We start from the raw sequence: 21,033 nt of genomic DNA, 5'->3' as shown, positions 1-21,033 counted from the left end.
AGCCTTGGTTTTGATGTATTGAAACCGGTTTCAGTCACCGTCACCGACAATAATCACAAGGGACCCGAAATGACCGACCTGCCTGCCCAACCCCGCGAGCGCGTGACCATCAGCGAGGTGGCGCGCATTGCTGGCGTGTCCAAGGCCACGGTGTCGCGCTATATCGGTGGCGACCGGCAGTTGCTCGCCGAAGCCACCGCCAAGCGCCTGGCAGAAGTCATCGAGCGCCTGGGCTACCGGCCCAACCAGATGGCTCGGGGGCTGAAACGCGGTCAGACGCGGCTGATCGGCATGCTGGTGGCGGACATCCTCAACCCTTATTCAGTCGCGGTGATGCACGGCGTGGAAACCGCCTGCCGCCAGCACGGCTACAGCCTGGTGGTGTGCAACACCAACCGCGACGATGAACAGGAGCGTCATCATCTGGTGGCGCTGCAGTCCTACAACGTCGAGGGCCTGATCGTGAACACCCTCGGCCGTCACCCAGGCGAACTGCTCAACCTGCAGCGCGACATGCCCATGGTGCTGGTCGACCGGCAACTGCCGGAACTCAACGTCGACCTGGTCGGCCTGGACAACGCCGGGGCCATCGAGCAGGCCCTGGACCACCTGCAGGCGCGCGGCTACCGCGACATCCTGGCGGTCACCGAGCCGCTGGATGGCACCAGTTCGCGGCTTGAGCGGGTACAGGCATTTACGGCATCGGTCAGCCGCCGTGCCGGCATGCGCCAGCAACTGCTGGAAATCGACACCAGCCTGCAGGCCCGGCTCGGCGCCTTCCTCGACGGCAATGGCCATGGCCCGCAAGCCATCTTCACTTTCAACGGCGTGGCCACACTGGCCGTCACCCGTGTGCTCCACGACAGCGGCTGCAAGCTGTTCCAGGACGTCGGCCTGATCGCCCTGGACGAACTGGACTGGTACCCGCTGGTTGGCAGCGGCATCACCGCATTGGCCCAGCCCACCGAACGCATCGGCGTCGCCGCTTTCGAGTGCCTGCTCGACCGCTTGCGCGGCGAGGGCGCGGCGCCACGGCGCATCGACTTCAAGGCTGACATGATCATCCGAGGTTCCACCCAACCACGTGAATAAAACCACGGGCGGCATGCTGCCCGTTAATGCATGCAAAAAATGAAACCGGTTTCATAAGGACAAGAACAATGCACGCGAACCCCGTTTCCATCAGCCTCTCCAGCTACGGTGCCAGCCTGGTCCGCCAGCAAGGCCAGGAGAGCTTTCTTGAATTGCTGGCCGCTGCTGGCGTGATGCGTGTCGAACTGCGTGAAGAGCTGTTCGACGAAGCCCCGGACGCTGCCGTGTTGGCTGCAGCAATCGAGGCATTGCGCCTGGAATGCCTGTATTCCACGCCGCTCGAACTGTGGACGCCCGACGGCCAGCTCGACCCGCGGCTGCCGGCCAAGCTGGCGTTGGCACGGGCGCTTGGTGCTGTGGCGCTGAAAGTGTCCCTGGGGCATTACCATCCCCAGCGCGACCTGACTACCTTGCAAGCGCTGCTGCACCCGGGCGACCCCGTATTGCTGGTGGAGAACGACCAGACCCCACAAGGCGGGCGGATAGAGCCGCTGCTGCAATTCTTCCAGCACAGCGATGCGTTGCGGTTGCCGCTGGGCATGACCTTCGATATCGGCAACTGGCAATGGCAGGGCGAGTCCGCGCTGCAAGCTGCGCAGCAGCTCGGTCGCTGGGTGCGCTACGTGCACTGCAAGGCTGTGCAGAGGGAAGCGGATGGCCGCCTGGTCGCCGTTGTGCCGCAGGCAGCCGACCTGGTGGCCTGGGAGACGTTGTTCGATGCGTTCACTCCGGGCCTGGTGCGCGCCGTGGAATATCCCCTGGCCGGTGACGACCTGCTGGCACTGACCCGCGCCCAGGTGCACAACCTGGCGCGTATTGGCCTGGGCGCGGAGGTGAACCATGCCTGAACATGACGTGCTGTGTTTTGGCGAAACCATGGCGATGTTCGTTGCCGAGCAGCTCGGCGACTTGGCCAGCGTCGGCGCATTCACCAAGCGCATTGCCGGCGCCGACAGCAATGTGGCCATCGGCCTGGCCCGGTTAGGTTTTCGCGTGTGCTGGCTGAGCCGGGTGGGCGACGACTCGCTGGGCCGCTTCGTGCTCGATAGCCTGCGCAAAGAAGGGCTCGACTGCAGCCGCGTCGAGGTGGACACACAGTTCCCTACAGGCTTCCAGCTCAAGGGCCGTTGCGACGACGGCAGTGACCCGGTGGTGGAGTATTTTCGTCGCAACACCGCTGCCAGCCACCTTTCGCCCGCGCAGCTCACCCCTGGGTTACTGCAGGCCCGGCACCTGCACGCCACGGGTATTCCACTGGCACTGTCGAGCGGTTGCAGGGCGCTGGCCCATGAACTGGTGGAACGCATGCGCGCCGAGGGCAGGAGCATTTCCTTCGACCCCAACCTGCGCCCGTCGCTGTGGCCGGACCAGGCCAGCATGGTGCGTGAAGTCAACGCCGTGGCGGTGAAGGCGCACTGGTTGCTGCCGGGCCTTGAAGAAGGGCGCCTGCTGACCGGCCTGGAAACGCCAGCCGACATCGCCGCGTTCTACCTCGACCAGGGTGTCGAGCAGGTGGTGATCAAGCTGGGCGGCGAGGGCGCCTATTACCGCAATGCCCAGTGCGAGGGGCGCGTTGCCCCGCTGCCGGTGGCCAAGGTGGTGGACACCGTCGGCGCGGGCGACGCCTTCGCCGTCGGCGTAGTCAGTGCATTGCTCGAAGGCCGCCCGCTGGCTGAGGCGGTGGCGCGTGGCAACTGGTGCGGCAGCCGCGCCGTGCAGTCGCGCGGCGATATGGAAGGGCTGCCGTTGCGCAGTGAACTGGAGGCCTACGCGTTAGCCAAGAGTGCCTGAAACTTTGATCGCCGGTACGCCGGCCCTGTTGCGACAAAAACAACAAGCTCAGGAGCAAGCATCATGCAATCGACCCGCCTCGCCCCACGCCGTTGGTGGTACATCATCCCAATCGTGTTCATCACTTACAGCCTGGCCTACCTGGACCGCGCCAACTATGGGTTCGCCGCAGCATCCGGCATGGCCGACGACCTCAAGATCACCCCGGTACTGTCGTCCCTGCTCGGCGCACTGTTCTTCCTCGGGTACTTCTTCTTCCAGGTGCCCGGCGCAATCTACGCCGAAAAACGCAGCGTGAAGAAACTGATCTTCGTCAGCCTGATCCTCTGGGGCGGCCTGGCGACCCTGACCGGGATGATCAGCAATGTCTACCTGCTGATCGGCATTCGCTTTCTGCTGGGGGTGGTCGAGGCGGCGGTGATGCCGGCCATGCTGGTGTACCTGTGCCATTGGTTCACCCGCGCCGAGCGCTCGCGCGCCAATACCTTCCTGATGCTCGGCAACCCGGTGACCATTCTGTGGATGTCGGTGGTGTCGGGCTATCTGATCAAGCACTTCGACTGGCGCTGGATGTTCATCATCGAAGGCTTGCCGGCGGTGCTCTGGGCGTTCATCTGGTGGCGCCTGGTAGCAGACCGCCCGGCCCAGGTCGACTGGCTGAGCGAGCAGGAAAAGGCCGCGCTGCAGCAGGCCCTGGCCGCTGAGCAGCAAGGCATCAAACCGGTAAAGAACTACCGCGAGGCGTTCCGCTCGCCGCAGGTGATCGTGCTGTCGCTGCAGTACTTCTGTTGGAGCATTGGCGTGTACGGCTTCGTGCTGTGGCTGCCGTCGATCCTCAAGCAGGCGGCCAACGTCGATATCGTCGAGGCCGGCTGGTTGGCTTCGGTGCCCTACATGGCTGCGGTGCTGGCGATGGTCGGGGTGTCGTGGGCTTCGGACCGCCTGCAGAAGCGCAAACGCTTCGTTTGGCCGCCACTGCTGATCGCCGCGTTGGCCTTCTATGGCTCCTATGCGCTGGGCACCGAGCACTTCTGGGTGTCCTACGCGCTGCTGGTGGTGGCTGGGGCCTGCATGTACGCACCCTACGGCCCGTTTTTCGCCATCGTGCCGGAGATCCTGCCCAGCAATGTCGCCGGCGGGGCGATGGCACTGATCAACAGCATGGGCGCGCTGGGCTCGTTCGGTGGCTCGTGGCTGGTCGGCTACCTCAATGGCGCAACCGGAGGCCCAGGCGCCTCGTACCTGTTCATGTCCGGAGCGCTGCTCACCGCAGTGGCGCTCACGGCTGTGCTGAAAACTTCACAGACCTCTGGCCAGGCCAAGCCCCGTGGCCAGCGCCTGGCAATGAGCCAATAGGAAACCGAGCATGAAAAAGCGAATCGTCCTTTACAAGCGCCTGCCCGATGCCTTGCTTGCGCGGTTGCAACAACAGGTCGAGGTGACCTGGGTGGACACCCGCGCCAGTGACGGCCTGGCGCGGCTGCGCGATGCCTTGCCTGGTGCGCATGGCCTGCTGGGCGCCAGCCTGCGGCTGGACAGCAGCCTGCTGGACCTGGCCCCTGAACTTGAGGTGGTCTCCAGCGTGTCTGTCGGGGTCGACAACTACGACATCGCCGACCTGACCCGCCGTGGTGTGATGCTCACCAACACCCCCGATGTGCTGACCGAAACCACCGCCGACACCGGCTTCGCCTTGATCCTCGCCAGCGCCCGACGCGTGGTGGAACTGGCCGGTTGGGTCCGGGATGGCCACTGGCAGGCCAACCTGGGGCCGGCGCATTTTGGCAGTGATGTGCATGGCAAGACATTGGGCATCGTTGGCATGGGGCGCATTGGCGAGGCCTTGGCGCGGCGTGGCGCGGCTGGCTTTGGCATGCGCGTGCTTTACCACAGCTCGCGGGCCAAGCCGGAAGTGGATGCCCGCTACGGCGCCCGCTGTTGCAGCCTTGACGCGCTGTTGAGTGAGGCGGATTTCGTCTGCTTGACGGTGCCGTTGAGAGCCAGCACTGAAGGTTTGATCGGCGCACGTGAACTCAAGCTGATGAAACCCGAGGCGATTCTGGTCAACATTGCCCGTGGGCGGGTGGTGGATGAGCAAGCGCTGATCGAGGCACTACGCGACAAGCGCATACGCGCTGCTGGGCTGGATGTGTTCGTGCAAGAGCCATTGCCCAGCGATTCGCCGCTGCTGCGACTCGACAACGTGGTGGCCACGCCGCATATCGGCTCGGCCACCCATGAGACCCGCGAAGCAATGGCGCGGTGCGCGGTGGAGAACCTGCTGAGCGCCCTGGCCGGCCAGCGGCCAGCGAACCTGGTCAATGAGGCTACCTGGCAACCAGACAACAGATGAATGCACCTGGCCGCGGACACAGTGGGAGCGGCTTCACCCGCGATCACCGGCGAAGCCGGTGCCATCCCCCCGTGTCGCTTGCCGCTCCAAAAGGCTAGTGGCCGCCTTTCATTCTGCGAGCTACCAAATAGATCCCCAGGCCAACCAGCGCAGTGGCAGCCCCAATGTAGCCGGTGCTGGTCCAGCCCATCCCGCCACTGATAGCCATGCCGCCCAGCCAAGGCCCAAGGGCATTGGCCAAGTTGAACGCGGCATGGTTCGACGCTGCCGCCAGGCTAGGCGCCTCGTGGGCGATGTCCATCAAGCGGATCTGCAGCGGCGCGGCCAGGGCGATCATGGTGCCGACCAGGCCTACACCCAGCAGGATCGTCCACAGTGAATGGGCCGCGAAGGTGAAGAACACCAGCACGGCGGTCGACCACAGCAATACGACGCCCACGGCACGGAACTGCAGGCGGTCGAACAGCTTGCCGCCGGCAATGTTGCCGATGATGCCGCCGGCACCGAATGCGGCCAGGCCAAACGGAATCCACTCAGGCGACACCTGGGTCACCTGCAGCATGGTCGGTGCCAGGTAGCTGAACACACAGAACATGCCGGCAAAGCCGATCGAAGCGATGGCCAGCGCCATCCACACCTGGGGCAGGGTGAAGGCTTGCAGCTCCTTGCGCGGGTCGCTGCGCACCTCATCGTGCGGCTGGGGCACATAGCGCCAGACCAGGGCGATGGTGCACAAGGCAATCGCCCCTACCAGGATGAAAGCCGAGCGCCAGCCGAAGAACTGGCCGAGGAATGTCGCCACCGGATTGCCCAGCAGCATGGCCAGGGTCAGGCCCATCATCACCCTGGCCACGGCGCCGGCACGTTGATTGGTCGGCACCATGCTCGACGCTACCACGGCGGCAATGCCGAAGTACGCACCGTGGGGCAGGCCGCTGATGAAGCGGAAGGCGACCATGCTGGCGAAAGACGGGGCGAACGCGGTGGCCAGGTTGCCGATGGCATACAGCGCCATCAACAGCAACAGCATGTGCTTGCGCAGCAACTTCGCCCCGAGAATCGCCAAAGCCGGCGCACCGACCACCACACCCAGCGCATAGGCGCTGATGGCATGGCCCACCTGGGGTTCGCTCAACTGCAGGTTGCTGGCGATGTCCGGCATCAGCCCCATGATTGCGAACTCGCCGGTGCCGATGGCAAAACTGCCCAAGGCCATCGCGGCTTCCATTCTGCCGATCTCGCCTTTGGAGCGGGTGAGCGGCGGTAATTCCTGAACAGACATCTGAATCCTTAACTGAAACGTGGGTTGCTTGTTACATTTTGCATTAATTGTGCGAACTCATAAAATGCCCGTATCAATCTGCCGGTTCCTGAGTACGCGTCATGGCCATCAACTTCGACCTCAACGATCTGCAAGCTTTCCGTGCGGTGGTCGACCAGGGCAGTTTCAGCAAGGCTGCAGAAGCTGTCCGCATCTCCCAGCCAGCCCTGAGCCGGCGCATCGAAAAGCTTGAAGATGCGTTGGGCGTGCGGCTGTTCGAGCGCACCACGCGCAAGGTCAGCCTGACCCAGGCTGGGCGAGGCTTCATGCCCAGCGTCGAGCGCTTGCTGGACGATCTGGATAACGCCTTGCTGGGCATCAGCGAAGTCGCCTCGACCCGGCTCGGACAGGTGACGGTCGCCTGCGTTCCTTCAGCGGCGTATTACTTCATGCCGCGGGTGATTGCCCATTACCACCAGCAATTCCCGCGCATCAAGGTCAAGGTTCTGGATTCCAGCGCCCACGATGTGCTCAGTGCCGTAGTCGAGGGCGAGGCGGATTTCGGCTTGAGCTTCATGGGTACCCTGGAGGCTGACGTGGAATTCGAGCCGTTGGTGCAGGAGAGTTATGTGGTGGCGTGTCGACGTGATCATCCGCTGGCAGGGCGCAGTAGCGTCAGTTGGGAGGAGTTCTACCGGCAAGACTACATCTCGCTGGGCAAGACATCGGGTAACCGCTTCCTGCTCGACCAGGCACTCAGTGGCATCGTGCCGCAGCGCCAGAGCATCTGTGAAACCCGTCACGTCACCACCATGATCGGCCTGGTCGAAGCGGGCCTGGGGGTGGCCGCCGTGCCGTTGATGGCGATGCCGGCGGCGGATCATCCGATTCTTACGCGGGTGCCGTTGACCGACCCCGAGGTGATGCGCAGTGTTGGCCTGATCAAGCGTCGGGGGCGTACGTTGACGCCGGCGGCGTTGGCGTTGGAGCGGTTGGTGGTGCAGATGAAGGTTGGGGGAGGCTAGGGGCTTGCCGTGGCATTTTTATCGATAGTGAGATCGAGCGCCGCCCGCGCGGCGCTTCGCGGGGCAAGCCCGCTCCCACAAGTCTACCTCCGGCCAGTTATGCCTGTTGCATCTTCACTATCTGCTTTGTTTGTCCGACGTGATATCGAGCCAAGCACCAAGGCGAACAGTGGAGATTTCACTGGAAAAATTGGCCAAAGGTAGACAGTGGGAGCGGGCTTGCCCCGCGAAGCGCCGCGCGGGCGGCGCTCGATCTCAGCAGCACCTCATCCTAAAGCGAGGAAACCCGCCATCACCGCCGGACCGAGTCCAACCCCGTGGCCCGCACATCCCCCTGAGCCCCCGGTGCCGCCAGGTACTCAAGCAATGCCTTCGCCTGACGCGGATGCTGGGCATCCACCGGAATGCCAGCTGCAAAGCGCGTCACCGACTGCACCGCCTCAGGTAGCTTGCCGACAAAACTCACGCCCGGTTCCGGCAGCAACTCGCTGACCTGCTGCAAGCCCAGCTGGTAGTCACCCTTGGCAATCACCGAAGCGACCGGGATTTTCGGCACCATCCTCGCCTTGGGCTTGAGCTGATCCTCGATACCCAGCCGCTTGAACAGCTGGTTCTCGACATACACACCGCTGGCACTGTCCGAATAGGCCACCGATTTGGCGGCCAGCAAGGTCTGCTTCAGTGCCGCCACCGAGCCGATATCCGGCTTCGGCGCGCCAGCGCGCACCACCAGGCCGATCCGCGAATCGGCCAGCTCCACCCGTGAAGCCGGGTCGACCTTGCCCTGTTTGATCAACTCATCGAGCGCGTAGCCCACCATGATCACCACATCGGCCTGCTCACCTCGGGCCAGGCGATTGGGGATGGCTTCGGGGGCCTTGCCCATCGAGGGGCCGAGCGTGGTGTCCAGGGTGTTGCCGCTGGCCGCGGCGAATTTCGGGCCGAGCAGCTGGTAGGCGGCGGTGAAGCCGCCTGAGGTCATCACTTTGATCTGTTCGGCTTGGGCGAGGGTAGCCAGGCCAGCACTGGCCAGCAGGGCAACGCTTTGCAGTAATTTGCGCATGATCATGCTCCCTCAGCCCATGGCCGGTTGCAGGCGGCCGCTGGCGCGACGGTAGAGGAACAGCGTCGCGCACAGTGCGCAGAGCGCCGCGAAGCTCATCCAGTACCCCGGTGCGGCCTTGTCGGCGGTGTACTGGATAAGGAAGGTCGAGATCGCCGGGGTGAATCCACCGAACACCGCGGTGGCCAGGCTGTAGGCCAGCGAGAAACCGGCGACGCGCACTTCGACCGGCATGATCTCGGTCAGCGCCGGGATCATCGCGCCGTTGTACAGGCCGTAGATGAACGACAGCCACAGCAGCACCAGCAGCATGTGCAGGAAGCTAGGCGCGTTGACCAGGTAGTCCAGCGCCGGGTAGGCCGTGGCCAAGGTCAGCAGCGTCATGGCGATCAGCACCGGGCGGCGGCCGATGCGATCGGACAGCGCGCCACCCAGCGGCAACCAGATGAAGTTCGACACGCCCACCAGCAAGGTCACCAGCAGCGCATCGGACGTGCTCAGGTGCAGCACGGTCTTGCCGAAGGTGGGCGCGTATACGGTGATCAGGTAGAACGCCGTGGTGGTCAGCGCGACCATCAGCATCCCGGCGACCACCGTGGTCCAGTGTTGCACCAGGGTCCGCAACACCTCTGCCATCGACGGGCGATGCTTACGCGCAGCGTATTCCTCGGACTCCGCCAGGTTGCGGCGCAACAGGAAGATGAACGGCACGATCAGGCAGCCGACGAAGAACGGGATGCGCCAGCCCCAATCGGCGATCATCGCCGGGGCCATCCACTGGTTCAGGGCAAAGCCCAACGCGGCGGCAACGATGATCGCCACCTGCTGGCTGGCAGACTGCCAACTGGTGAAGAAGCCTTTGTTGCCGGGCGTGGCGATTTCCGCCAGGTACACCGACACACCGCCCAGTTCCGCACCGGCCGAGAAGCCTTGCAGCAGGCGGCCGACCAGCACCAGCGCCGGGGCAAGCAGGCCAATGCTTTCATAGCCGGGTACCAGCACGATAAGGATCGTGCCGCTGGCCATGATCGACAACGTGACGATCAGCCCTTTGCGCCGGCCCACCTCGTCGATGTAGGCACCCAGCACCACCGCGCCCAGCGGGCGCATCAGGAAGCCCGCGCCGAACACGGCGAAGGTCATCATCAAGGACGCGAATTCACTGCTGGCAGGGAAGAACACCGCCGCGATCTGCGTGGCGTAGAAACCGAAGAGGAAGAAGTCGAACTGTTCGAGAAAGTTGCCCGACGTGACCCGGAAGATCGCGCCGGCACGGGAACCGCCGGAGGAAGTTGCTGCTGTCATTGCCTGTACTCCATACCGCTTTTATGACGTGCGCCGGCTGGAGACGGCGCACGGTTCTTATAGGCGGAGCATGGTGCGACAGGGGTATTGATATGAGAATTGCATTGTTCGCATGGATTGATGTGTGTAGCGGATCAATCTGCCATTTGCAGGTCAGGTAGCTTCACCCGGAAGGCACGTGTCAGCCCGAGCAGGCAGATGAAGCCGGCGCCCATCCAGCACAGGCCGATGGTGAACGACATGCTCGACAGGCTGCTCCACAGCCACAGCGTGCTGAGAAAGCCCAGCGCCGGGATGGCGCCATACAGCAGGTAGTTGCGGCTGCCGCTGAGCTTGTTGTCGACCAGGTAATGCTTGACCACCGCCAGGTTGACGGCCGAGAAGGCGAACAATGCGCCAAAGCTGATCATATTGGCGACGGTGTCGAGGGTGATGAACAGGGCGACCAGCGACAGGATGCTGACCAGCATGATCGCCGTCGCCGGTACCCGTTTCTTCGTCACCAGCTGCCCGAACACCCGGGGCAGGGCGCCGTCTCGGCCCATGGCGAACAGCACCCGCGATACGCTGGCCTGGGACACCATCGCCGAAGCGAAGCAACCGGCGACGTAGGTGGCGGTAAAGGCGGTGACCAGCAACTCGCCGCCGACCCGGCGCATGACATCCACCGAAGCGGAATCCGGGTCGGCGAACGTCGACCACTCCGGGAAGACCATCTGCGCGAAGTACGACACCAGCAGGAACAGCATCCCACCAATCACAGACACTGCCATGATCGCTTGGGGGATGCGCCGCTCGGGGTTCGTAGTTTCTTCGGCCATGGTAGACACCGCGTCAAAGCCCAGAAACGAGAGGCAGAGTACCGCGGCCCCAGTCATGATCAGCGGCACGCTGAAGCCTTCGTGGTGGAACGGCGCCAACAACGAGATCGGCGCAGCCTGATCGGACAGGTTGCGCACCGATAACGCGACGAAGACCACGATGAACACCAGTTGCGCGACCACCAGGATCCAGTTGACCCGCGTAATCGACTCGATGCCGATCAGGTTGAGAAAGGTGACCAGGGCGATGGAGCCCAACACCCACACCCAGGCGTGCACCGCCGGGAAGTATTCCGACATGTAGATACCGATCAGCAGGTAGCTGAGCAGCGGCAGGAAAATGTAGTCGAGCAGCAAGGTCCAGCCGGCGATGAAACCGAAGTGGCTGCCAAAGGCCTTGCGCGTGTAGGTGTAGACGGAACCGGAGTAGGGGTGGGCCTGGACCATGCGGCCGTAGCTGTAGGCGGTGAGCAGCATGGCGGCGAGGGTCAGCAGGTAGGCGGTGGGCAGGTGCCCCTTGGTCATCTGGGTGACCAGCCCGTAGGTGGTGAATACCGCCAGCGGAACCATGTAGGCGAGGCCGAACAGCACCAGCGCGGTCATGCCCATGGATTTTCGGAAACGGCCGGAGCCAGTGGTTTGCGACGCAGGGTGGGGCGGATGGGCTGTAGTTGTTGTTGTATGCATTGCTGACTCCTGGTTTGGGATGCAGGACGCCGCACGATGCGAGCAGGCTCGATCGTGGGGGTGGCGTTCGATCAGGGGCAGAGCTGAGGTGGGACAGGGCCATGCTCCCACACTCGCGGGACGCCCGAAATCACCCTTTGGGGGGAGTCAACCATCAGCGAATCAGGGCCATGAGGCCAGCTCATACCCCCATGACTTTATGTGGTTGCAGCTGCGCGCTGCGGCGGTGTTAAAAAATCGCAAACACGGTTCCTCTAACAACAACGAGTGTTTGCACAGATGAAAGAACTCGACCTGTACATTGGCGAAGGCTTCGAAGGCCCAGGCGTCAACGCCGCCCACATCAATATCCTCATCGGCCCGCGCAATGGCCCGGCCGGCCAGGCCTTCGCCAACAGCCTGGCGTCGCCCAGCCAGGGCCATTGCCCGTTCATGGTGATCGCCCAGCCCAACATCCCGGTCAAACCCATGACCCTGTACGTGAACAAGGCCGCCATCGTTGGCGACCTGCACGGCAACGCCACCTGGGGCGCGTCGCAGGCGGGCATCGCCAAGGCGGTCACCGAGGCGCTGCTCGATGGCACGCTGCCGGCCGAGGCCGAAGATGAGTGGGCGATCGTCACCGCCAACTGGGTCAACCCGGCCTGCGATGACCTCGATGCGGTGTACCTGAACAACTACAACGCCTGCCGCACGGCGATTCGCGCCGCGCTCACCGGCAAGCCAGAGCGTGCCCAGCTGGCCGATGTGGTCGGGCAGATCAGCAACCCGTTCTACACCCCAAAAGCCTGAGGTCACCGCCATGCAATACATTCGTTTGGGCAACTCCGGCCTGGAAGTCTCGCGCCTGTGCCTGGGCACCATGAACATGGGTACCCCGGACTGGAAACCGTGGATCTTCGATGAGAAGCAGAGCGAGCCTATCGTGGCCCATGCCCTGGACAACGGGGTGAACTTCATCGACCTGGCCGACTTCTATTCGGCCGGTGTCGGCGAAGAGGTGGTCGGGCGCATCGTCAAGCGCCTGGCCCGCCGCGAAGACCTGGTGATCACCACCAAGGTCGGCTATGGCACCGGCGGCGGCATCAACGCCAGCGGCCACTCGCGCAAGCACATCATGGACAGCATCGACGCCTCGCTCAAACGCCTGGGGATGGACTATGTCGACCTGTACATGCTGCATTTCTTCGACGTGAACACCCCGGTCGAGGAAACCATGGGCGCGCTCAACGACATCGTCAAAGCGGGCAAGGCGCGTTACATCGGCGTGTCGACGATGCTCACCGGGCAGCTGGCGAAGATCCTCCTGTGCTGCGAGCGCAATGGCTGGGTCAAGCCGATCAACATGCAGCTGCAGCTCAACTGCGCCTATCGCGAAGAAGAGCGCGAGATGATCCCGTTCTGCCGTGACCAGGGCCTGGGCGTCTCGGTGTTCAGCCCGCTGGCCCGGGGTTTGTTGACCGGCGACGTGCAGTCGACGCGCAACCAGACCGACTTCTTCACCCAGCAGATGTACAGCGACGATGCCTCGTTCGAGATCGCCCATTCGGTACAGCGGGTGGCTCGGGCACGTGGCGTGTCCAACGCCCAGGTGGCCCAGGCGTGGGTACTCAACCACCCCGGTGTCGACTGCATGCTGGTGGGCGCCGACACCACGGCGCAGTTCGACAGTGCGCTGGCGGCCCTGGAAACCCGGCTGGATGCCGAAGAGCTGCATGAACTGGAGCGCAATTACACCCCGTGCGACCTGATCAACGACTATACCTCGGGTAAACGCATCCTGCGCAGCGCACGGCCCGGCATCGAGCGCTTCACGCTGAACGGGGTGGCGGCATGAGTGGGCTGCTGCGCAACGGCCACTTCATCGATGGCCAATGGTCGTGCGGCGGCCCGACCTATGCGGTGCTCGACCCGGCTACTGGCGAACTGATCACCCAGGTGCAGAAGGCCGGCGCTGAAGAAACCGAGCTGGCCATCGCCGCTGCAGATCGCGCCTTGCCGGCCTGGCGAGCGCTGACGGCCAAGGAGCGCAGCCAGCGCCTGAAACGTTGGGGCGAGCTGATGCTGGCCAACCAGCGTGACCTGGCCACGCTGATGTGCCGTGAACAGGGCAAGCCCTTCGCCGAAGCCATGGGTGAGGTGGTGTATGCGGCGAGCTTCCTGGAGTGGTTCGCCGAAGAAGCCAAGCGTGCCTACGGCGATGTGATCCCCAGCCACAAGGCCGATGCGCGGATCGTGGTGATCAAGGAGGCGATTGGTGTGGTCGCGGCGATCACACCGTGGAACTTCCCGCTGGCCATGGTCACGCGCAAGGTCGGCCCGGCGCTGGCGGCCGGTTGCACGATGGTGCTCAAGCCCTCCGAAGAAACGCCGCTGTCTGCCTTCGCCCTGGCCGTGCTGGCCGAGCAGGCCGGGATTTCCGCTGGAGTGTTCAACATCGTCTCCGGCGATGCGGTGGCCATCGGCGGCGCGCTGCAGGCTTCCAGCGTGGTGCGCAAGCTGTCGTTCACCGGGTCCACCCGTACCGGCAAGCTGCTGATGCGCCAGGCTGCGGATACGTTGAAAAAGGTGTCGCTGGAACTGGGCGGCAACGCGCCATTCATTGTGTTCGATGACGCCGACCTGGACGCCGCCGTGAAAGGCGCCATGGCCTCGAAATTCCGCAACACCGGGCAAACTTGTGTGTGCGTAAACCGCTTCTTCATTCAGGACGGTGTTTACGACGCCTTCGTGGCCAAGTTGGCCGAGGCGGTCAAGGCGATGCGCGTAGGTGTGGCGCTTGAAGGCGAGACCGAGCAAGGCCCGCTGATCAATGCGGCAGCGCTTGCGAAGGTCGAAGCCCATGTCGGCGATGCACTGGAGAAGGGCGCGAAACTCGTGTGCGGCGGTCGTCGTCACGTATTGGGAGGCACCTTCTACGAGCCGACGGTATTGGCCGACGCCAGACGCGACATGCTGATCGCCAGCGACGAGACCTTTGGTCCGGTGGCCGCCTGCTTCCGCTTCAAGGACGAAGCCGAAGTGCTTCGCCAGGCCAACGACACGCCGTATGGCCTGTCGGCCTACTTCTACAGCCGCGACATCGGTCGTGTGTGGCGCATGGCCGAGGGTCTGGAGGCCGGCATGGTGGGCATCAACGAAGGGGTGATTTCCACCGAGCTCGCGCCATTTGGCGGCATCAAGGAGTCTGGCCTGGGCCGCGAGGGTTCGAAGTACGGCCTCGACGAATACCTGGAGATCAAATACCTGCTGATGGGCGGGCTCTGACACCAGGCAACGCCGCCAGCGCACGTGCTGGCGGCACATCAGCTTCATCTCTAGTTCAAGAACAATAAACGGAGACGAACATGTCTGTTAAACCCGTCAAGATCGACGACCTGCCGATTGGCCGGTTCCACCTGAAGATCGCCGGCCTGACCTTTGGCGCGCACTTCACCGACGGCTACATCCTTGGCCTGATCGGCATTGCTTTTACCCTGCTGAGCCCGCAAATGCAGCTCGATGCCTTCTGGCAGGGGTTGATTGGCGCTTCTGCGCTGATCGGCCTGTTTCTCGGCAGCCTGTTCTTTGGCTGGATCTCCGATCATCTTGGGCGGCAAAAGATCTTCCTGATCAGCTTCGTGCTGATCACCCTGGCGTCGGTCATGCAGTTCTATGTCGAAAGCGCCATGGCGCTGCTGTTCTGCAGGATCCTGATCGGCATCGGCCTGGGCGGCGACTTCAGCGTGGGCCACGCCATGCTCGCCGAATTCGCCCCGCGCAAGCACCGGGGTGTGCTGCTGGGCTCGTTCAGCGTGATCTGGACCTTCGGCTATGTGGCGGCCACCTTCGTCGGCACGGCGATGCTCAGCCTGGGCGATGACGCCTGGCGTTACATGCTGGCCTCGTCGGCGATCCCGGCCGGGTTGATCTTGCTGGCGCGCATCGGCACCCCGGAATCACCGCGCTGGCTGCTCAACCGTGGCCGCGTCGAAGAGGCGCGGGCCATCGTGCGCAAGCACCTGGGTGCGCATGTGGTGCTGGATGAAGAACCGGCCAACGAACACGGTTCGGGCTATGCGGCGTTGTTCAGCCGTGAGTACCGCAAGCGCACGGCGTTCAATTGCCTGTTCTTCGTCTGCATCGTGATGCCGTACTTCGCCATCTATACCTTCCTGCCGACGATCTTGGCGAAGATGGGCGTCGCCGAGGGCTTTGGTACCGAGCTGATGCTCAACCTGCTGCTGATCCTAGGTGCGGTGGCGGGTATCTGGTGCACGGTGAAGTTCTCGCGGCGCGGGTTCCTGATCGGCTCGTTCGTGGTGCTGGCGTTAGCGTTGCTGCTGTTGGCGGTTTTGCCGGGCAGTGCGGCGTGGTTGATGGTCCTGGTATTCGGGGTGTTCACCCTGGTGCTGTCGGCGGTGAGCAACCTGGTGGGGGTGTTCCCGGCCGAGAGCTTCCCGACCCCGGTGCGGGCCAGCGGGATCGGCCTGGCGACGGCGGTGAGCCGGCTGGGGTCGGCGGTGAGTACCTTCCTGTTGCCGGTGAGCGTGGCGGGGATTGGCTTGAGCCCGACCATGGGGATTCTGGCCGGGGTGTTGGCGTTTGGCGCGCTGATTTCCTGGGCCTGGGCGCCGGAGACCAAGGAGCTGACCTTGAGTCAGGCGTGTTCTGTCCCTAAGGAGGAGGGTGAAGTGGCTGTGGTTTCGGTGGCTTAGTCTAATGGCCTCTTCGCGAGGCAAGCCCGCTCCCACAGGGTCACCACACACATTGAGCAATGTGGTGAACTTGTGGGAGCGGGCTTGTCCCGCGAAGAGGCCGGCCTAGTCAGCGAGTTTTTGTGATTTTATCCAGCCATTCAGTAAACAACCGAACCTTGGACAACCCCTGCTTTTCACCCGCCACATCCAGCCAATACCCATACGGCCCGACCACCTCCAGCGGCGCAATCGGCAGCAAACTACCCTCGCGCAGCTCCCGCTCGATCATCTGCCGGTCGATTACCGCCAAGCCTCCACCGGCAACAGCGGTGTGTATCACCTGGTCCAGGGTGCTGAATTCCAGTCCGAGCCCGGCATCCACATCCTCCCGCCCCATGGCCGCCAGCCAGTTTTCCCATACCTGCAGCCGCTTGCCGTCATGCAGGATGTGCAGCAGCGGATGCCGATGCAGGTCGGGTGGCTCGCCGTTGCTGAACAGCTCGGCACTGGCCACGGCGACATGCCGCTCCATCACCAGCAATTCACTGTGCCAATGCTCGGCCGGCGTCAGGCCAAAACGAATCCGGCAGTCGACTTCCGCCAGGCTCTGATGGCTGCCCTGGTTGCTAACGCTCAGGCTGATGTCGGGATACTGCTGGCAGAAGCTGCGCAGGTGCGGCGATAGCCAACGCGTGGCCCAGGTTGGCGGGGCCAGCACCCGCAGGCGCTGGCGCAGGTTGGGCACTTTGACCGACTGCAAGGCGCGCTCGATCTGGTCGAAGGCACCCGCCAGCTGTGGCGATAGCGCCACGCCGAACTCGGTCAGGGTAAGGCCCTGGGGCGTGCGCACGAACAGGGCGACCCCCAGGTAATCTTCAAGCTGCTTGATCTGCCGGCTGACCGCGCCCTGGGTGACATTCAACCCGAGGGCGGCCTGGCTGAAACTGCGGTGCCGCGCGACTTCTTCGAAGACGCGCAGCATGGTGAGGGGAGGGAGTTGGCGCATGGGACACGCGCTTCAGAAGTAGTAACCGATGTTTACGTACAGCTGGTTTTCCCATTGATCGCTGCCGCCGGCACCCAGGCTCTGGGTATAGCTGCTGCCACCGATGTAGGGGTCGTTCTTGCCGAACAGCCATTCGGTGGCTATCCACAATTTGCTCAGCGAGAACGACGAGCCGAGGATCACCCGTTCGGAGGTGTCGAAGCCCGAGGCCGACTTGTCGAAGGCGCTGTAGTTGGCGTACAGCTTGATGCCAGCTCAGCTGGTTGAACAGGTACTTGCCGTCGACGTCGTAGCTCAGGTCGGCGACGTAGAAGTTGCCGCGGCTGGCGACGTTGAAGGTGCCGTCGTAGCCGCCGAAGGTCACCACTTCGTCGCTGCCCGCGTTGCGCGGCGACATTTGTTGGCGCGCCGCCATCAGTTGCACACCCCATGGGCCGTTCTTGCCCAGGTAGTGCGCGGCCACAGCATTGCGTCGGCCGTCGTCGCCGGTGTCGTTGTTCTTCAAAGTGGAGGTCATGGCCGACACCCCGGCTTCCGACTTCCAGCCTCCAAGCTCCAGCGCCTTGGCCACGCGCACCACGGCAGTGTTGCGCTCGCGGTTGTCGCTGCCATCTTCGACGTAGCTGTCGGCCGACGACACCACAGTGGAATAAGTCCGACCATTGCTGGTGCCCTTGCCTTGCCAGGCCGGGCGCAGGTAGTAACCGGCCTGCAGGTTCCAGTCGCCGCTCTGCTGGATGTACTTGGCGCCGATCTGCTCGACATCTTCCAGGCCGACCACGTTGCCGAGGGTCTCGAAGAAGGTGCTGCCGAAGTAGGGCTGCAGGCCGAACGGGATCTGGTTGAGGCCCACCTGCACCTGCTGCTCGGGGTTGAACTTGTATCCCACCCACGCCGTTTCGGCGAAGGCCACGTCGCCCACGTTGTTGGTGTATTTGTACGGGTAGGCGCGGCCATAGAAGCGGTACTTCGCGGCACCGATCCAGGTGTCGGAGCTGTACTTGGCGGTGAGGAACACGGTGTCGAAGTTGAACTTCTGGATGTCGCGGTCCGGGTCGTAGTCCCAGCGCGCACGCACGGCGCCACCGAGGTCTAGGTTATCGGTGACCTGAACGGCGAGGGCGGGCACGGAAATCAGCGAAAGGGTGGCCAGGCAGGCAGACTGCAGGCGCAGGGAAGCGGGCAAGGGCATGGGGCAGCTCTCGTTTATTGTTATGTGAGATGCGCGCAGTGTTGCCAGCGGGGGCGGGGGAGACAAACGATTAAATGGCGGGGCAAACCTTCGCTAAATGCACGTTACCGGTTTGGCAGTGTAGGCATTGTCCTACAAAACATGGGAAGCTAGGCACCTTGTCGAATGCCTTTCCGAGTGCGCTCCATGAAACGAAAAATGCCCGGCCTCAATGCCCTCAAAGCCTTCGAGGTGGCCGGCAGCACTGGCAGCTTCACCCGCGCCGCCGAGTTGCTCAACGTGACCCAGAGTGCGGTCAGCCGCCAGGTCCGTCAGCTGGAGGAGCAGTTGGGCGAAGACCTGCTGCAACGCCGTCACCATCACCTGGAGCTGACCAACGCCGGGCGCGTGCTGCTGCGCGCACTGCACCAGTCGTTCGACAAGATCGAGATGACCGTGCGCAGCATCCAGCAGAAGACCCACGCCAACCGCCTGCACCTCAATGCGCCGCCGACCTTCACCAACCGCTGGCTGATGCCGCGCCTGGGGCGCCTGCGCGAAGCCCATCCGGAACTTGAACTGAGCATCGGCACGCGCCTGCAGGACAGCCTGGCCGAAGCCGCGACGCTGGATTGTGCGATCCGATTCGGCAATGGCGAATGGGATGGGCTGGACAGCTCGCTGCTGTTCCAGGAGCGGCATGTCGCCGTGTGTGCGCCATCGTTGTATGGTCGCGAACAACAAGAGCAGGGCATCGACCTCAACCACATGACCCTGCTGCACGTGCTGGCGCGTGAAGACCAGCGCTACCTCACCTGGAAGCACTGGCTGGACGCCGCGCGCATCACCGGCGTGGATACCCAGGGCGGCTACGAATTCGACCTGCTCGACCTGGCCATTCGCGCTGCAGTCGATGGCCTGGGCATCACCATCGCCGACTGGCACATGGTCGCCCCGGAGCTGGCTGGCGGGCAGCTGACCCAGGTGCTCAACGTGCACGTGGACGGCCACCAGTCCTACTGGCTGGTGACCCGGCCGGAGCAGCGCGACCTGCCGCAGCTGCAGGCGTTCAGCCAATGGCTGCAGGCAGAAATCTGGCTATCGCAGCGCCAGCTGGAGCCTTCTACCCCCGCTGTTTAAGCCTTGGGTTGCCTAACGTGCGTTTTTCGAATGTTTGCCCGCGCAATTAATCGTTTGTCCATCCGTGGCCGGATGACAACACTGCCGGGACATAACAACGTCAAAACGATGGGCAACCGCCATGCGATTCGAGCGAAATTTTGTTGACGGCTCCTTTGTCGAGCCTGCCACCACGGCCCTGATCGCCGTAAACGACCCCGCCACCGAAAACCTGGTCGGCCAGGTCTCGGCTGCCACGGCCGATGAAGCGATCGCCGCTGTCGAGGCCGCCGCCAAGGCGCAGAAAACCTGGGGCAAGCTCACCAGCATCGAGCGTGGCGAGCACCTGCGCGCCTTTGCCGATGCCCTTGAAGCGCGCGCCGAGCAGGTCGGCGAGGCGTTGGCATGCGAGTCTGGCAAAAGCCTCAGCGACGCCAGCAACGAAGCTCGCTACGCGGCGCAGATCACCCGCTACCACGCCGAATGGGCGCGGCGCATCGAAGGCGAGATCATCCCCAGCGACACCCCGGACGAAAAACTCTTCCTGCACCGCGAACCGATTGGTGTGGTGGCTTGCCTGATCCCGTTCAACTACCCGGTCTACACCCTGCTGCGCAAGGTCGCCCCGGCCCTGATCGCCGGCAACACCGTGGTGGTTCGGCCGAGCAACAACACCCCGCTGTCGGCCTTCGAGATTGCCCGCGCCGCGCAACAGGCTGGCCTGCCGGCGGGCGTGCTGAACATCCTGACCATGGACCACGCCACCGCCGCCAACCTGTGCACGCACCCCGCCGTCGGCCTGATCACCCTCACCGGCAGTGTCAATGCCGGGCGCATCGTGCTCGACTACTGCAAGGCCAACATCGCCAAGCCGTCGCTGGAGCTGGGCGGCAAGACCCCGGTGATCGTCGAGGCTGACGCCGACCTTGAGCAGGCCGCCAGCGCCATTGTCGGTTCCAAGACCACCCACTGCGGCCAGCTGTGCACGGCAGTCGAACGGGTGTACGCCCACGAAAGCGTGCACGACCGCCTGCTGGCACTGCTCAAGGCCAAGTTCGAAGCGGTGCGCTTCGGCAACCGCGCCGAAGAGCCGCAACTTATGGGGCCGCTGGTCAACGCCGCTGCACGGCGCAACATCCACGCCATGGTCGAGCGCGCCGTGGCCCAAGGCGCTGTGCTGGAAACCGGCGGCGTGGTGCCGCAAGGCCCGGGTCACTTCTACCCGCCAACCCTGCTCAGCCACTGCCGCCAGGACATGGAGATCGTCCAGGAAGAAACCTTCGGCCCGGTGCTGGCGCTGCTCAGCTACCGCGACATCGACCATGCCCTGGCGATGGCCAACGACCACCAGTTCGGCCTGTCCTCGGTGCTGTACAGCGAGAACTACCGCACCGCGATGAAAGTGGCGGGCGCCATCGAGGCGGGCGAGCTGTACGTCAACCGCACCCCGGCCGACCCGTACCAGGGCTTCCATGCCGGCTGGAAGCGCTCGGGCCTGGGCGGCGACGACGGCAAGCATGGGATGCTCGAGTTCACCCAGACCCGACTGGTGGTCATGAAGTACTGAGCGGCACGTAGCAAGCTGTACGCACGCGTGCAGCCGTTTCACCCCCAATAAAAACAATCAACAGGCAGGCCCGTATTGCGGGCTGCCCGAGGC

17 protein-coding genes and 1 pseudogene are annotated in these 21,033 nt (G+C 63.8%); 12 read left to right on the top strand and 6 right to left on the bottom strand.

Translation table 11 applies throughout. The annotated features are described in order from the left end of the window. The first annotated feature begins 69 nt into the window (after nucleotides 1-69). From ACIPZF_RS16380 to ACIPZF_RS16360, 5 genes are all read left to right on the top strand, one after another. The gene (locus ACIPZF_RS16380) at nucleotides 70-1,092 is read left to right on the top strand and encodes a LacI family DNA-binding transcriptional regulator (protein WP_400801221.1); all 1,023 of its coding nucleotides are present in this window, start codon (nucleotides 70-72) and stop codon (nucleotides 1,090-1,092) included. Nucleotides 1,093-1,160: 68 nt separating this feature from the next. Further along, nucleotides 1,161-1,940, top strand: a complete 780-nt coding sequence (locus ACIPZF_RS16375) for an AP endonuclease (RefSeq protein ID WP_400801219.1) — start codon at nucleotides 1,161-1,163, stop codon at nucleotides 1,938-1,940. Next, nucleotides 1,933-2,883, top strand: coding sequence for a sugar kinase (locus ACIPZF_RS16370; protein ID WP_400801217.1), 951 nt, complete (start codon nucleotides 1,933-1,935; stop codon nucleotides 2,881-2,883). The genes ACIPZF_RS16375 and ACIPZF_RS16370 overlap by 8 nt, the downstream gene beginning before the upstream one ends. 63 nt (nucleotides 2,884-2,946) lie before the next feature. Continuing rightward, nucleotides 2,947-4,239 carry an MFS transporter gene (locus tag ACIPZF_RS16365; protein WP_400801215.1) on the top strand — a complete coding sequence of 431 codons (1,293 nt, stop codon included), beginning with the start codon at nucleotides 2,947-2,949 and terminating at the stop codon, nucleotides 4,237-4,239. Between the two features lie 10 nt (nucleotides 4,240-4,249). Then, nucleotides 4,250-5,236 (top strand): 2-hydroxyacid dehydrogenase, encoded by a 987-nt coding sequence (locus ACIPZF_RS16360; RefSeq protein WP_400801214.1) that lies wholly within the window; start codon nucleotides 4,250-4,252, stop codon nucleotides 5,234-5,236. A 94-nt stretch (nucleotides 5,237-5,330) separates the two neighbouring features. Here ACIPZF_RS16360 and ACIPZF_RS16355 read toward each other — a convergent pair whose 3' ends face one another. Continuing rightward, a complete protein-coding gene (locus ACIPZF_RS16355) occupies nucleotides 5,331-6,518 on the bottom strand; it encodes an MFS transporter (protein ID WP_400801212.1) in 1,188 nt (395 codons plus the stop codon). A 101-nt stretch (nucleotides 6,519-6,619) separates the two neighbouring features. Between ACIPZF_RS16355 and ACIPZF_RS16350 the strand changes: the two genes are divergently transcribed. Beyond that, complete coding sequence (locus tag ACIPZF_RS16350; protein ID WP_400801210.1) at nucleotides 6,620-7,522, top strand: LysR family transcriptional regulator; 903 nt, start codon at nucleotides 6,620-6,622, stop codon at nucleotides 7,520-7,522. Between the two features lie 292 nt (nucleotides 7,523-7,814). Here the strand turns inward: ACIPZF_RS16350 and ACIPZF_RS16345 are convergent, their stop codons facing one another. The 3 genes from ACIPZF_RS16345 to ACIPZF_RS16335 all read right to left on the bottom strand — a co-directional run bounded on the left by ACIPZF_RS16345 (nucleotide 7,815) and on the right by ACIPZF_RS16335 (nucleotide 11,398). Further along, the gene (locus ACIPZF_RS16345) at nucleotides 7,815-8,585 is read right to left on the bottom strand and encodes a substrate-binding domain-containing protein (protein WP_400801208.1); all 771 of its coding nucleotides are present in this window, start codon (nucleotides 8,583-8,585) and stop codon (nucleotides 7,815-7,817) included. Between the two features lie 12 nt (nucleotides 8,586-8,597). After that, nucleotides 8,598-9,890, bottom strand: a complete 1,293-nt coding sequence (locus ACIPZF_RS16340; protein ID WP_400801207.1) for an MFS transporter — start codon at nucleotides 9,888-9,890, stop codon at nucleotides 8,598-8,600. A 134-nt stretch (nucleotides 9,891-10,024) separates the two neighbouring features. Further along, the gene (locus ACIPZF_RS16335) at nucleotides 10,025-11,398 is read right to left on the bottom strand and encodes an APC family permease (RefSeq protein WP_400801205.1); all 1,374 of its coding nucleotides are present in this window, start codon (nucleotides 11,396-11,398) and stop codon (nucleotides 10,025-10,027) included. 279 nt (nucleotides 11,399-11,677) lie between these two features. Here ACIPZF_RS16335 and fae point away from each other — a divergent pair, with 279 nt between their 5' ends. The 4 genes from fae (at nucleotide 11,678) to ACIPZF_RS16315 (ending at nucleotide 16,095) form a co-directional block, all read left to right on the top strand. Then, complete coding sequence (gene fae, locus ACIPZF_RS16330; protein ID WP_400801204.1) at nucleotides 11,678-12,190, top strand: formaldehyde-activating enzyme; 513 nt, start codon at nucleotides 11,678-11,680, stop codon at nucleotides 12,188-12,190. A 10-nt stretch (nucleotides 12,191-12,200) separates the two neighbouring features. Further along, nucleotides 12,201-13,235, top strand: a complete 1,035-nt coding sequence (locus ACIPZF_RS16325) for an aldo/keto reductase (protein ID WP_400801202.1) — start codon at nucleotides 12,201-12,203, stop codon at nucleotides 13,233-13,235. Then, nucleotides 13,232-14,665: an NAD-dependent succinate-semialdehyde dehydrogenase gene (locus ACIPZF_RS16320; protein WP_400801201.1), complete on the top strand. Its 1,434-nt coding sequence runs from the start codon at nucleotides 13,232-13,234 to the stop codon at nucleotides 14,663-14,665. The genes ACIPZF_RS16325 and ACIPZF_RS16320 overlap by 4 nt, the downstream gene beginning before the upstream one ends. An 80-nt stretch (nucleotides 14,666-14,745) precedes the next feature. After that, nucleotides 14,746-16,095 carry an MFS transporter gene (locus ACIPZF_RS16315; protein WP_400801199.1) on the top strand — a complete coding sequence of 450 codons (1,350 nt, stop codon included), beginning with the start codon at nucleotides 14,746-14,748 and terminating at the stop codon, nucleotides 16,093-16,095. A gap of 109 nt (nucleotides 16,096-16,204) precedes the next feature. On the opposite strand, the gene ACIPZF_RS16310 is transcribed toward ACIPZF_RS16315, so the two are convergent. Continuing rightward, nucleotides 16,205-17,083 carry a LysR substrate-binding domain-containing protein gene (locus ACIPZF_RS16310; RefSeq protein ID WP_400801197.1) on the bottom strand — a complete coding sequence of 293 codons (879 nt, stop codon included), beginning with the start codon at nucleotides 17,081-17,083 and terminating at the stop codon, nucleotides 16,205-16,207. 12 nt (nucleotides 17,084-17,095) lie between these two features. Then, a pseudogene (locus tag ACIPZF_RS16305) lies at nucleotides 17,096-18,275 on the bottom strand (hypothetical protein). Nucleotides 18,276-18,461: 186 nt separating this feature from the next. On the opposite strand from ACIPZF_RS16305, the gene ACIPZF_RS16300 reads away from it, so the two are divergent. Further along, nucleotides 18,462-19,394, top strand: a complete 933-nt coding sequence (locus tag ACIPZF_RS16300; protein ID WP_400801195.1) for a LysR substrate-binding domain-containing protein — start codon at nucleotides 18,462-18,464, stop codon at nucleotides 19,392-19,394. A 121-nt stretch (nucleotides 19,395-19,515) separates the two neighbouring features. Next, entirely contained in the window at nucleotides 19,516-20,940 is a 1,425-nt protein-coding gene (aldA, locus tag ACIPZF_RS16295; RefSeq protein ID WP_400801194.1) for an aldehyde dehydrogenase, read from the top strand. Nucleotides 20,941-21,033 lie beyond the last annotated feature (93 nt).

It is taken from the genome of Pseudomonas sp. NPDC089752 (assembly GCF_044748725.1).
In the GTDB taxonomy this organism is placed as follows: Bacteria; Pseudomonadota; Gammaproteobacteria; order Pseudomonadales; family Pseudomonadaceae; genus Aquipseudomonas.
The sequence above is the reverse complement of the archived record's forward strand: the minus strand, read 5'-3'. Positions and strand labels throughout refer to the sequence as shown.